Source organism: Kitasatospora sp. NPDC057512 (assembly GCF_042802135.1).
Lineage (GTDB): Bacteria > Actinomycetota > Actinomycetes > Streptomycetales > Streptomycetaceae > Kitasatospora.
Map to the genome: position 1 here is coordinate 1 of NZ_JBHVET010000183.1, position 12,316 is coordinate 12,316.

Genomic DNA, 12,316 nt, shown 5'->3' on the forward strand with positions numbered 1-12,316 from the left:
GCCCTGCCGTTCCCGGAGTTTCCCGGGGAACGGCAGGGCCTCACGGCGTTCCGGTCCGTGTTCGGGCCGGCGGCGGTGTCGGCCCCGCGCGGCGCGCGGTGTCAGCCCAGCGCGAGGTTGCGCAGCACCAGCCCGGTGGCCGGCTTCGGCCCGAAGGAGGTGGACTTGCGCGGCATGGTGACGCCCTGCTCGGCCAGCCGTCGCACCACGGACTCCCGGACCGGGTGCAGCAGGACGGCGGTGCCGCCGGTGCGCGCGGCCTCCTGTTCGGCGGCCACGGCGGTGTGCAGGTAGCCGATGTGGTCCGGGCCGTCGGGGACGTGCCAGGTGCGGTCCAGCAGGGTGGCGTGCAGGACGGTGGCGTCCAGGTGGCGCCACTCCTCGGGCCGGCCGTGCGGCACGGTGGCGTCGAGCAGGGACTCCTCGGGCTCGCCGAGCAGCCAGTAGACGCCGTCGCCGCCGGTCAGGACGAAGCCGTTGCCGCCGTGCCGCTTCTGCTCGGCGAGGGCCTGGAGCGCGGCGGGCAGCGGCCCGGGGACCTCCTTGACCTTCCACTGGTCGCCGAGCCGCTCCAGCGCCTCGGCCACCGGCAGCCGGTACAGCACGCGGTGGATGGCACGGACCCGCAGCGGGTAGCGGGCGGTGTCCACCAGGAGCACCATGCCGCGGTCCCAGGGGCTGCGCGGCAGGTGGCGGTGCTCGCGCTGGAGGCGCAGGTACATCTCCCAGCGGTGGTGGCCGTCGGCGATCAGCGCCCGGCAGGTGGCCAGGTCGCGGCTGATCTCGGCGATCTCGGCCGGGGCGGTGACCGCCCAGAGGCGGTGGTGGGTGCCGTCGCTGGTCGCGGTGGAGAGCAGCGGCTCGCGTTCGACCGTCCGCTCGATCACGCCGGAGGCGCCCCCGTCGCCCCGGTAGGTGAGCAGCAGCGGTTCCAGGTTGGCCCGGGTGGTGCGCATCAGGCCGACCCGGTCGGCGACCGGCCGCGGCATCACGTCCTCGTGCGGGAGCACCACGCCACCCTCCCGGCCGCTCACCGCGAGGGCGCCGATCAGGCCGCGTTGGAGCAGCTCGGGGGAGTCGGCGGTGGCCGGGACCCGCTGCTCGTAGACGTAGATCGCGGGTTCGGGGTCGGCGGCCAGGACGCCCTCGCGCTGCCAGGCGGCCAGCAGCCGGGCGGCGTGCCGGTAGCGGGTGTCGCGGTCGGGGCGGTCGCCGGCGTCCTCGGGCTCGGGCCTGGGCAGGATCAGCCGGACCACGTTGTGCGGGTCGGCGGTCTCCAGGTCGAGTCGGCGGCCCGGGTCCACGACGTCGTACGGCGGGGACGTCACGGCGGCCAGGGTGCCGACCCGGTCGGGGACGTAGCGCAGGCCGCGGAAGGGGGACAGGGACAGGCCGGCGGTGGCGACGTGCCCGGGATCGCCGGGGCCGCCCTCGGGAGTCTCGACTCCGTCTTCTGCACTGGGTGTGCTCATTCTGGGCATCGTAACCGGGTACGCGTTGTTGAGAGATCGGAATACCCGTGCCGATCTGTGGGGCGGGTGTGCGACCGAGGGCGAGGTACGGCATGGACGACGGGCAGGAACGGGTGGACGGCGGCGGCCCGGCCGAGTCGGGCGGGCCGGTCGGTGCCACCCGCGGGGACGCTCCGGCCGACGGTGCGCCGGGCCGCGCGCCGGGCGACGGTCCGACGGCCGGCGCGGTGCCGGTCGGTTCGGAGGGTGCCTCGGAGGGCGGCTCGGAGGCGGGTTCGGAGGTCGGCGGCGTGCCGCGGCAGAGCCGTTCCGGGGAGCCCACCGGGGACGTCTACGACTGGTTCCGCCGGGGCGCCCGGCTGCTGGCGCAGGGGCATCCGGCGGCCGCCGAGCAACTGCTCGCCCGGGCGGTGGCGGCCGAGCCGCACTCGCGCAGCATCCGGGAGGCGCTGGCGCGGGCCCAGTTCGACGCGGGCTCGTACGCGGCGGCGCTGGAGAACTTCCGTGCCGTGGCGCTCGCGGATCCGGCGGACGACTACGCTCAGTTCGGATGGGGCGTCTCGGCGGCCCGGCTGGGCGACTTCGAGACCTCCGCCGAGCACCTGGCGCTGGCCGTGGCGATGCGGCCGGAGTCCGACCACTACCGGCAGGCGTTGCGGCAGACCAGGGCGACCCTGGCGGCCCGCGCCGGGGCGTACGGCCCGCTGCTGCCGGGAGCCCCCGGGTACGTGGAGCCCCCGGCGGGCGCCGAGGGCCCGGCCGGCGGAACGGCGGACACCGCCGGTGCCGACGGTGGCGCCTGACCGGTGGGCGCCGCGACCCGGCCGGAGGCCGTACCGGGCACCGGGCCGGAGGCCGTACCGGACCCCCTGACGCACGAGGACGTGCGACACGGACGACGCAGTGAACGACGACGCAGTGAATGAGGTAGCGCAGCCATGACCGAGACGGCCACCCCCGTGCGACGGACCGCCCCCGGAGGCAGCGAGCGGCCGCTGACCGACGCGTACGACACCGCGCTGCTGGACCTGGACGGCGTGGTCTACGCCGGCGCGCACGCGATTGAGCACGCGGTGGACGCCCTGGACGCGGCCCGGACGGCCGGGATGCGGCTCGCGTACGTGACCAACAACGCCTCCCGCCCGCCGCGGGTGGTCGCCGAGCACCTGACCGAGCTGGGCGTCCCGGCCGAGCCGGCCGACGTGATCAACTCGGCCCAGGCCGCCGCCCGGCTGGTCGCCGAGAAGGTGCCGGCCGGTTCGAAGGTGCTGGTCGTGGGCGGCCTCGGGCTGGAGGAGGCGCTGGCCGAGCTGGGGCTGGTCGCGGTCCGCTCGCTGGCCGACGGGCCGCTCGCGGTGGTCCAGGGCTTCGACCCCTCGGTGGGGTGGACGGACCTCGCGGAGGCCGCGTACGCGGTGCAGAGCGGCCTGCCCTGGGTGGCGTCCAACCTGGACCTGACGGTGCCGAGGGCCCGCGGCATCGCGCCCGGCAACGGCACCCTGGTGGCGGCCGTGCGGGCGGCGACCGGGGTGGAGCCGGAGGTGGCGGGCAAGCCGCTGCCCCCGATGCACCGGGAGACCGTGCTGCGCACCGGCGCGGAGCGGCCGCTGGTGGTCGGGGACCGGCTGGACACCGACATCGAGGGCGCGTTCAACGGCGGGGTGGACAGCCTGCTGGTGTTCACCGGGGTGACCACCCCGGAGCTGCTGCTGGCGGCCCCGGTCGAGCACCGGCCGACCTACCTGGCGGCGGACCTGCGCGGACTGCTCGTCCCGCACCCGGCGGTGACGCCGGTGGACGGCGGCTTCGGGTGCGGCGGCTGGGTCGCGGGCGTCGAGGCGGGGGTGCTGCGGCTGTCCGGGGCGGGGGACCGCTGGGACGGCCTGCGGGCGCTGTGCGCGGCCGCGTGGACGGTGCTGGACGCGGGCGGCGCGCCGGTGGACGGCCGGAAGGCGCTGGCCGACCTGGGGTTCTGAGGACGGTCCGGCGGTCGGCGGGTACGGCGGCCGGGATCAGAGCAGGGTGCGCAACCGCAGCAGGTCGCGGAAGCCCGCCTCCAGCCTGACCCGGCCGCTCGCCCACGCGGAGGCGAAGTTGAGCCGCCCGCCGACCAGCGCGACCAGGTCGTCGCTGCTCATGGTGAGCCGGATCTCCGCCTTCCCGGCCGGGGCGCCGGGGGCCACCACCACGTCCTGGATCCGGCCGTCGCGCAGCCGCCCGGTGAAGGTCAGGTCGAGGTCGGTGATCCGGCAGCTGAGCGAGCGGTCGAGGGCCGCGGCCTTGCGGACGTCGCCGGTGGACTTCGTCATGTTCCGGCTGAGCTGCTCCAGCGCCTCCCGGCACTCCTCGGCGTTCGCCACGGGCCGGCTCCCTCCCCCGGTCGCTACGGTGCTGACTGCGGGCCACGGTACCTCAGGCGGGTTTTGGCGGTAGCGTCGTCGGTGGGGTGCCCGGAACGGCGCCCGGGTACTGAGGGCGACGGAGCGACGCCCAGAGGCGATTGGGAGGCACCCGGATGCTGCCGAGGACGGTTCGGGGAGTGGTGGAGACCGCCGCCGGAGTGGTCGAGGAGGTCGGCAGGCTGGTCGTCGGGACGGCGAGCTCGATCCTGGAGAAGGCCGGGGTCGACGTCGCCGGGGTCGAGCGCCGGCTGGGCGGCCAGTTCCCGCCGTCGGTGGAGACCCTGCAGACCCTCGCCGGGGAGGCGGTCACCGCCGGGCGCGCCGGGGTCGACCTGGCGGTCGGCGTGGCGCGCAACGAGGCGGAGAAGGTCTTCGAGAAGGTCGGCGACCAGGTGACCAAGGTCGGCGTGGTGCTGGCGTACCTGGAGACCAAGCTGCGCGAGGTCGAGGAGGAGGCCCCGGCGGCCGCGTCCGGGCCGGGGGCGTACGAGGCCGAGGAGCCGGTGCCGGCGCCGCGGGCCGGGGACCTCTTCGGGCGCGGCTGGGAGGCCGAGGAGGAGCGGTCGGCCGCCCGGACGGTGGGCGGGCCGATAGTCGCCGAGCGGGTGGAGGTGGACGAGCCGGTCGAGGTCGACCCGCCGGTTCCGCCCGTTCCGCGGGTGTCCGCGGTCGCCCCGGCCCCGCAGGAGGGGCCCGTGGCGGAGGAGAGCACCGTCGGGAAGGCCCCGGCCGGGAAGAGCACGGCGAAGAAGGCCACCGAGGCGAAGACGACGCGGCCCAAGAAGACGCCGGCCGAGAAGCCTGCCGCGAAGCGGACGACGACGGTCAAGAAGACCGCCACCGCCCGGCAGGCCGAGGCGGGAACCGAGCCCGGGACGCCCGCGAAGCGTGCGGTGACCAGGAGGACCACCGTCCGCAAGGCCACCAGCACGAAGAAGCCCGACAGCATGAAGAAGTCCGACGACGCGAAGAAGCCCGACGACGCGAAGAAGCCCGATGCCCGAGACGAGTGAACCGCCCGGGTCCGCCCGGCACGCCGGGCCGCCGGCACCGCTCGACGCGGTGCTCCCCGCCGAGCCGCTCGGCGTCGAGCTGCTCCCCACCGGCCACCCCGGCGTGGACGCCGGACTGGCCCGGCTGGAGGCCCTGGACGGGGTCCCGGCCGAGGCACACGTCGCGGTGTACGAAGATGTTCACCAGCGGCTCGTCGACACACTGGCCGCGCTCGACCAGGAATGACCCGCAGGATCCGTAGGAGCTGAAGCACCAGTGGCAGTGGCACGACGTCGACTCGACGCGGAATTGGTCCGCCGCAAGCTGGCCCGATCGCGTGAGCACGCGTCCGAGCTGATCGCCGCCGGCCGGGTGACGGTCGGCGGCGCCACCGCGACCAAGCCGGCCACCCAGGTGGAGACCTCGGCGGCGGTCGTGGTGGCCAAGGACGAGAACGACCCCGACTACGTCTCGCGCGGCGGCCACAAGCTCGCCGGCGCGTTCGCGGCCTTCGTGCCGCAGGGCCTGGTCGTCGAGGGCCGCCGGGCGCTGGACGCGGGCGCCTCCACCGGCGGGTTCACCGACGTGCTGCTGCGGGCCGGGGCCGCGCACGTGCTGGCGGTGGACGTCGGCTACGGGCAGCTCGCCTGGTCGCTGCAGAGCGACGAGCGGGTCACCGTGATGGACCGCACCAATGTGCGCGAGCTGACGCCGGAGCTGATCGGCGGCACCCGGGTGGACCTGGTGGTGGGCGACCTGTCGTTCATCTCGCTCGGCCTGGTGCTCCCGGCCCTCGCCTCCTGCGCGGCCGAGGACGCGGACCTGGTGCTGATGGTCAAGCCCCAGTTCGAGATCGGCAAGGAGCGCCTGGGCAGCGGCGGGGTGGTGCGCAGCCCGCAGCTGCGCGCCGAGATGGTGCGCCAGGTCGCGGGGCAGGCGTGGGAGCTCGGGCTGGGCGTGCGCGCGGTAACCGCGAGCCCCCTGCCGGGGCCGTCCGGCAACGTCGAGTACTTCCTCTGGCTGCGCCGTGACGCTCCGCGGCTGGACCCCGCGGACGCGGACCGGGCCGTGGCGGAGGGGCCCCGGTAGGGTGCCTTGCGAGCGTCCGGCCCGTCATGTCGAATGGCGCGGCCGCCCCGGGCCGAGGGCGACCCGGTAGGCGTTAGGGAGAGGGCAGCGGCATGAGCGATGAAGAACGTACGGTCTTCCTGATCGCGCACACCGGCCGGGAGACCGCGCTGCGCAGCGTCGAGGCCCTGGTGCACGGGCTGCTGAAGGTGGGGCTCCGGATCAGACTGCTGGAAGCCGAGGCGGTGGACCTGGACCTGCCGGAGGGCGTCGAGAAGGTGGCCGAGGGCCCCGGGGCGGCGGACGGCTGCGAGCTGATCCTGGTGGCCGGCGGGGACGGGACGCTGCTGCGCGGGGCGGAGCTGGCGCGCTCCCACGGGCTTCCGATGCTCGGGATCAACCTGGGCCGGGTGGGCTTCCTCGCCGAGGCCGAGCGGGACGACCTGGCCGTGGTCGTCGAGCGGGTGGTCGACGCCGACTACGAGGTCGAGGAGCGGATGACGATCGACGTCATCGTCCGCACCAACGGCGACGTGGTGCACGAGGACTGGGCGCTGAACGAGGCCTCGATCGAGAAGGCGTCCCGGGAGCGGATGCTGGAGGTGGTGACCGAGGTGGACGGCCGCCCGGTCTCCAACTTCGGCTGCGACGGCGTGGTGTGCGCGACGCCGACCGGGTCCACCGCGTACGCGTTCTCCGGCGGCGGGCCGGTGGTGTGGCCGGAGGTGGAGGCGCTGCTGATGGTGCCGATCTCCGCGCACGCGCTGTTCGCCCGTCCGCTGGTGACCTCGCCGGAGTCGGTGCTGGCGGTCGAGGTGCAGCCCAAGACCCCGCACGGGGTGCTCTGGTGCGACGGGCGGCGTTCGGTCGAACTGCCCGCCGGGGCGCGGGTGGAGGTCCGTCGGGGCCGGACGCCGGTGCGGCTGGCCAGACTGCACCGGGCGCCGTTCACCGACCGGCTGGTGGCCAAGTTCGCGCTGCCGGTGACGGGTTGGCGCGGCCGGGCCGACCACCAGTAGCCGCGGCCGGTACGAACGCGCCAAAGTTCCTGCGCGCCAAGGGACTTGTCCCCGTCAGACCGCCAGCGGCTGGGCCTCGTCCGTCGGTTCGAGACGTCCGCCGGCCGCCGCGTGGGCGGCCAGGTCGGCGAGGCGTTCGACGGCGGCGGGGACGGTCGCGGCGGGCACGGTGACCGGGAGGCGGATGTGGTGCTCGAAGGCGCCGTCCGAGCCGAAGCGGTTGCCGGAGGCGATCCGGACCCCGCTGCGCTCCCCGGCCCGGGCCAGTGCCGCGCCGGACAGGCCGTCGGTGGAGACCCACAGGGAGAGCCCGCCCGACGGCATGGTGAAGCTCCACCCGGGCAGCCGTTCGGGCAGGGCGGCGGCGAAGGCCCGCGCGGTGGCCCGCAGCCGGGTCAGCTGGTGCTCCCGCACGTCGGGCAGCGGATCGCCCAGCAGCTCGGCGGCGATCAGCTGGTCCAGCACCGGGGTGCCGACGTCGCTGTAGACCCGCTCGGTGGCCAGCCGGCGCACCAGCGCGGGCGCGGCCCGGACCCAGCCGATCCGCAGGCCGCCCCAGAGCAGCTTGCCCGCCGAGCCGACGGTGACCACCTGGGCGGAGCGGTCCAGGGCCGCCGTCGGGCGCGGCAGCGGCGTGGACGGCGGTACGCCCCAGCCGAGTTCGGCGGTGGTCTCGTCGGCCAGCACGATGCTCCCGGCGGCCCTGGCGGCGGCCAGCAGCTCGCGGCGCTGCTCCTCGTCGATCAGCGCGCCGGTCGGGTTGTGGAAGTCCGGGATCACGTACGCGACCCGGGGGCCGGCGCCGCGCAGCACCCGCCGCCACTCGTCGAGGTCCCAGGCGGGCCGCGGCGTCCAGGCGTACGGCACCGGGACCAGGCGCGCGCCGGCCAGCCGGAGCGCCTGCAGGGTGTGGGCGTAGCTGGGCGCCTCGACGGCGACCCGGTCGCCGCGGCCGACCAGCGCCCGCTGGAGCAGGTGCAGGCCGCCCATCGCGCCGGTGGTGATCAGGATCTGGTCGGGGGTGGTGGGCAGTCCGCGCTCGGTGAAGCGGCGGGCGACGGCCTCGCGCAGCACCGGGACGCCGGTGGGGTAGTGGCCGTGCCCGGCGGCGTAGTACGGCAGCTGCTCGACGGCCCGGGCGGCGGCCTGGCCGACCCAGGGCTGGGGGGCGGGCGGGGCGGCGACGCCGAGGTCGAGGATGCGGCCCTGCTCGTCCGGCGGGACGGGGTGCAGGGCCTCGCCGGGCGGCGGGGCGCCCTCGGGCAGGGCGGTCCAGCTGCCCGCGCCGCGCCGGCTGCGCAGGTAGCCGTCGCCGCGCAGGGTCTCGTACGCGGTGGCGACGGTGGTGCGGCTCATCGCCAGCGCGGTGGCCAGCTCGCGCTCGGCGGGCAGCCGGGCGCCGACCGGCAGCCGGCCCTCGGTGACCAGCAGCCGGATCTGTCCGGCCAGGGTGCGGTAGGCGGGGCGGCGGGCGGCGGCGGGCTCGGGGAGCCGGGCGGTGGTGAGCAGCCGCGCGAGCGCGGGCGGGGTGACGGTGGTGTGCCAGTCGACCATGGCTGAATAAGTCCACTTGCTCGGGATTGGCCCTGGAGCGGGCAGCTTTGGACTGGCCATCATGGCAGGGCGGCCGTGCCGGCCGCCACCACCGGGCGCCCCGGTGGTGCAGCACCACCGCAGGAGCAGGCCTTGGCCACCACGACCACACCAGGATCAGCCACCCCCACCAGACCCGTACCGGCCGCCGGGCGGAAGCTCGCCGGCCGGGTGTTCGGCGACACCCGCGCCCTGGGCCGCCGGATACCGCAGCTGTTCGTCGGCCTCGCCCTGTATGGCGTGAGCATGGCGCTGATGCTCCGCGCCGGCCTCGGCCTCGACCCCTGGGACGTCCTGCACCAGGGCCTGCAGCGCACCGTCGGCCTCTCGGTCGGCACCTGGGTGACGATCTGCGGCGCCCTCGTCCTGCTGCTGTGGATCCCGCTGCGCCAGCGCCCCGGCCTGGGCACCGTCGCCAACGTGCTGGTGATCGGCGCGGCCATGGACCTCACCCTGCGGGTCGTCGACGGCCCCGGCGCCCTGCCCGCCAGGATCGCGCTGACGGCCGCGGCGATCGCCCTCAACGGCCTGGCCAGCGGCCTCTACATCGGCGCCCGGCTCGGCCCCGGCCCGCGCGACGGCCTGATGACCGGCCTGCACCGGCACACCGGCCGCTCGCTGCGGCTGATCCGCACCGGCATCGAGGTGACGGTCCTCACCGCCGGGCTGCTGCTCGGCGGCACCGCCGGGGCCGGCACCGTCGCGTACGCGCTGGCCATCGGCCCGCTGGTGCAGCTCATGCTGCCCTGGTGCACCGTTCCGGTGCCCGCCGAGGACGCCCGGAAGGGATGAACTTCCGGGCACGGAGTTGCCGCGCGCCGTTGTCGCTCGTCGCGCGCCGGGGGCGGAACCTCGTAAGGTCGTCTCCGTGTTGGACGAGATGCGGATACGGGATCTTGGGGTCATCGACGACGCGGTGGTCGAACTCGCCCCCGGCTTCACCGCCGTGACCGGTGAGACCGGCGCCGGGAAGACCATGGTCGTCACCAGCCTCGGCCTGCTGCTGGGGGGACGCGCCGACCCGGGCCTGGTGCGCAACGGCACCGGACGCGCCGTCGTGGAGGGCCGCCTGGAGCTGCCCCCCGGCTCCCCGGCGGCGGCCCGCGCGATCGAGGCCGGGGCCGAACTGGACGACGGCGCGCTGCTGATCAGCCGGACCGTCTCCGCCGAGGGCCGCTCCCGGGCGCACGTCGGCGGCCGGTCCGTCCCGGTCGGGCTGCTCGCCGAACTCGGCGAGGACCTGATCGCCGTGCACGGCCAGACCGACCAGCAGCGGCTGCTGCGCCCGGCCCGCCAGCGCGGCGCGCTGGACCGGTACGCGGGCGCCTCGGTGGCCGGGCCGCTGGCCCGCTACCGGGAGACCTACCGCGTCCTGCGCGAGGTCTCCGCGACCCTGGAGGAGCTGACCACCCGGGCCCGCGAGCGCGCCCAGGAGGCCGACCTGCTGCGCTTCGGCCTGGACGAGATCGCCGCCGCCGAGCCGGTGGCCGGCGAGGACGCCGAGCTGGCCGCCGAGGCCGAGCGGCTCGGCCACGCCGACGCGCTGTCCTCCGCCGCGACCCTCGCCCACGCCGCCCTGGCCGGCGACCCGGTCGACCCGGAGGCGCTGGACGCGGGCACCCTGCTCGCCCAGTCCCGCCGGGCCCTGGACGCGGTGCGCCACCACGACGAGCGGCTCGCCGCCCTGGCCGACCGCCTCAACGAGGTCGGCTACCTGCTCGCCGACGTGGCCGGCGACCTGGCCGGCTACGCGGACGACCTGGACGCCGACCCGGTGCGCCTGGCCGCCGTCGAGGACCGCCGGGCCGTCCTGGCCCAGCTGCTGCGCAAGTACGGCGGCGAGGAGAACTCGCTCGCCGAGGTGATCGCCTGGGCCGAGGCCGGGGCGGTGCGGCTCGCCGAGCTCGACGGCGACGACGACCGGATCGACGAGCTCGGCGCCCGGGAGAGCGAGCTGCGGGCCGAGCTGGCCGAGCTGGCCGCCGAGGTGTCGCGGGCCCGGCACGCCGCGGCCGGGCGGTTCGCCGACGCGGTCTCCGCCGAACTCGCCGAACTGGCCATGCCGCACGCCCGGGTGACCTTCGCGATCGCCCAGGTCGACGACCTGGCCGGGATCGAGGTCGGCGGGCGCACCGTCGCGTACGGGCCGCACGGCGTGGACGAGGTCGAGGTGCTGCTCGCCCCGCACCCCGGCGCCCAGCCGCGCCCGATCGCCAAGGGCGCCTCCGGCGGTGAGCTGTCGCGCGTGATGCTCGCCGTCGAGGTGGTCTTCGCGGGCGCCGACCCCGTCCCCACCTACCTGTTCGACGAGGTGGACGCGGGTGTCGGCGGCAAGGCCGCGGTCGAGATCGGCCGCCGGCTGGCCAAGCTGGCCGAGTCCGCCCAGGTCGTGGTGGTCACCCACCTCCCGCAGGTCGCCGCGTTCGCCGACCGGCACCTGGTGGTGGAGAAGACCAACGACGGCACCGTGACCCGCAGCGGTGTCAAGGTGCTGAACGACGAGGAGCGGGTGCGCGAACTCTCCCGGATGCTGGCCGGCCTGGAGGACTCGGAACTGGGCCGCGCGCACGCCGAGGAACTGCTGGCCGCGGCCCGGGCCCCGCGCCGCCGCTAGCCGGGGCCGGCGGCCCCCCGGACGTCGGTGACGCGCCCCCGTGGCGCCGACTGTCCAAGAGGGCCGCCGACCTGGCATCGTGGCGGCTGGACACTGGCTTCCCAGCCCCGAGCGCCGCCGGGCGGGCAATCCTCGCGAAGCGGCGCGCGAACCTGATCGAGTCGGATGCGAGACGACGTGGACCATTCCGCCGCCCGGGCCACCGCGGCCGTCCCCGAACCGGGGCAGCTGCACGTGGTACTCGTCCTGGCCGCCAGCACCGGCGGCATCGGTGCGCACGTGCGCTCCCTGGCCCAGGGCCTGGTCGCGCACGGGGTGAACGTCACGGTCTGCGCGCCGGCCGGCACGGACGCGCTGTTCGGCTTCTCCCGTACGGGCGCCAGGTTCCACACCGTCGACATCACCCCGACCGCGGGAGCCCGCAGCGACGCCACCGCGATCGGCGAGCTGCGCCGGGCCTTCACCGGCGCCGACGTGGTGCACGCCCACGGGCTGCGCGCCGGGCTGCTGTCCGACCTGGCGCTGCGCACCGCGGGCCGCTTCCCGGGCCTGCGCCCGGAGACCCCGCTGGTGGTCACCTCGCACCACGCGCTGCTGGCCACCGGCATGGAGCGCCGGCTGCAGCGGCTGATGGAGCGCCGGGTGGCGCGCGCCGCCGACCTGGTCCTCGGCGCCTCCTCCGACCTGGTCGCCCGGGCCCGCGAACTGGGCGCCACCGACGCCCGGCTGGGCCCGGTCGCCGCGCCGCCGATGCCCGAGGGCCTGCTCGGCCGCACCGAGGCGCGCGCCGCGCTGCTCGGCGACGGCCCGGGCCGTCCGCTGGTGCTGGCGGTCGGCCGGCTCGTCCCGCAGAAGGCCTTCGGGCTGCTGCTGGACGCCACCCGGGAGCTGTCCGCGCTGGACCCGCAGCCGCTCGTGCTGCTCGCCGGGGACGGCCCGGAGGCGGGCGCGCTGCGCGAGCGGGCGGCCGCGGAGAAGCTGCCGGTACGGCTGCTCGGCTACCGCACGGACGTGCCCGACCTGCTGGCCGCCGCCGACGTGGTGGTGGTCTCCAGCCGCTGGGAGGCCCGCTCGCTGGTGGTGCAGGAGGCGATGCGGGCCGGCGTGCCGGTGGTCGCCACCGCCGTCGGCGGCATCCCCGAACTGGTCGGGGAC

General features: G+C 76.3%; 12 protein-coding genes. 9 read left to right on the plus strand and 3 right to left on the minus strand.

Features of this window, described 5'->3' with window-relative positions; translation table 11 throughout:
- Nucleotides 1-101: 101 nt before the first annotated feature.
- Nucleotides 102-1,472 carry a DUF1015 family protein gene (locus ACFU6K_RS14890; RefSeq protein WP_380663199.1) on the minus strand — a complete coding sequence of 457 codons (1,371 nt, stop codon included), beginning with the start codon at nt 1,470-1,472 and terminating at the stop codon, nt 102-104.
- 92 nt (nt 1,473-1,564) lie between these two features.
- On the opposite strand from ACFU6K_RS14890, the gene ACFU6K_RS14895 reads away from it, so the two are divergent.
- Together ACFU6K_RS14895 and ACFU6K_RS14900 are read left to right on the plus strand one after the other, a co-directional pair.
- Nucleotides 1,565-2,275, plus strand: a complete 711-nt coding sequence (locus ACFU6K_RS14895; RefSeq protein WP_380663201.1) for a tetratricopeptide repeat protein — start codon at nt 1,565-1,567, stop codon at nt 2,273-2,275.
- 135 nt (nt 2,276-2,410) lie between these two features.
- Nucleotides 2,411-3,448, plus strand: coding sequence for an HAD-IIA family hydrolase (locus ACFU6K_RS14900; protein WP_049654729.1), 1,038 nt, complete (start codon nt 2,411-2,413; stop codon nt 3,446-3,448).
- A gap of 36 nt (nt 3,449-3,484) precedes the next feature.
- Here ACFU6K_RS14900 and ACFU6K_RS14905 read toward each other — a convergent pair whose 3' ends face one another.
- Nucleotides 3,485-3,832: an SCP2 sterol-binding domain-containing protein gene (locus ACFU6K_RS14905; RefSeq protein ID WP_049654726.1), complete on the minus strand. Its 348-nt coding sequence runs from the start codon at nt 3,830-3,832 to the stop codon at nt 3,485-3,487.
- 179 nt (nt 3,833-4,011) lie between these two features.
- On the opposite strand from ACFU6K_RS14905, the gene ACFU6K_RS14910 reads away from it, so the two are divergent.
- From ACFU6K_RS14910 to ACFU6K_RS14925, 4 genes are all read left to right on the plus strand, one after another.
- Nucleotides 4,012-4,887 (plus strand): hypothetical protein, encoded by an 876-nt coding sequence (locus tag ACFU6K_RS14910; RefSeq protein WP_380663204.1) that lies wholly within the window; start codon nt 4,012-4,014, stop codon nt 4,885-4,887.
- Nucleotides 4,871-5,113, plus strand: coding sequence for a hypothetical protein (locus ACFU6K_RS14915; protein WP_380663205.1), 243 nt, complete (start codon nt 4,871-4,873; stop codon nt 5,111-5,113). Before ACFU6K_RS14910 ends, ACFU6K_RS14915 begins: the two co-directional genes overlap by 17 nt.
- 36 nt (nt 5,114-5,149) lie before the next feature.
- Entirely contained in the window at nt 5,150-5,956 is an 807-nt protein-coding gene (locus tag ACFU6K_RS14920; RefSeq protein WP_074004683.1) for a TlyA family RNA methyltransferase, read from the plus strand.
- Nucleotides 5,957-6,048: 92 nt separating this feature from the next.
- On the plus strand, nt 6,049-6,954 hold the full coding sequence (locus ACFU6K_RS14925; RefSeq protein WP_380663207.1) for an NAD kinase: 906 nt from the start codon (nt 6,049-6,051) through the stop codon (nt 6,952-6,954).
- Between the two features lie 54 nt (nt 6,955-7,008).
- Here the strand turns inward: ACFU6K_RS14925 and ACFU6K_RS14930 are convergent, their stop codons facing one another.
- Nucleotides 7,009-8,508: a PLP-dependent aminotransferase family protein gene (locus ACFU6K_RS14930; protein WP_380663209.1), complete on the minus strand. Its 1,500-nt coding sequence runs from the start codon at nt 8,506-8,508 to the stop codon at nt 7,009-7,011.
- Nucleotides 8,509-8,640: 132 nt separating this feature from the next.
- Here ACFU6K_RS14930 and ACFU6K_RS14935 point away from each other — a divergent pair, with 132 nt between their 5' ends.
- The 3 genes from ACFU6K_RS14935 to ACFU6K_RS14945 all read left to right on the plus strand — a co-directional run.
- Complete coding sequence (locus tag ACFU6K_RS14935) at nt 8,641-9,339, plus strand: YitT family protein (protein ID WP_380663211.1); 699 nt, start codon at nt 8,641-8,643, stop codon at nt 9,337-9,339.
- An 88-nt stretch (nt 9,340-9,427) separates the two neighbouring features.
- A complete protein-coding gene (gene recN / locus ACFU6K_RS14940) occupies nt 9,428-11,161 on the plus strand; it encodes a DNA repair protein RecN (RefSeq protein ID WP_380663214.1) in 1,734 nt (577 codons plus the stop codon).
- A gap of 165 nt (nt 11,162-11,326) precedes the next feature.
- Nucleotides 11,327-12,316, plus strand: a 990-nt coding sequence (locus tag ACFU6K_RS14945) for a glycosyltransferase family 4 protein (protein ID WP_380663212.1), incomplete at its 3' end; no start/stop codon positions are given.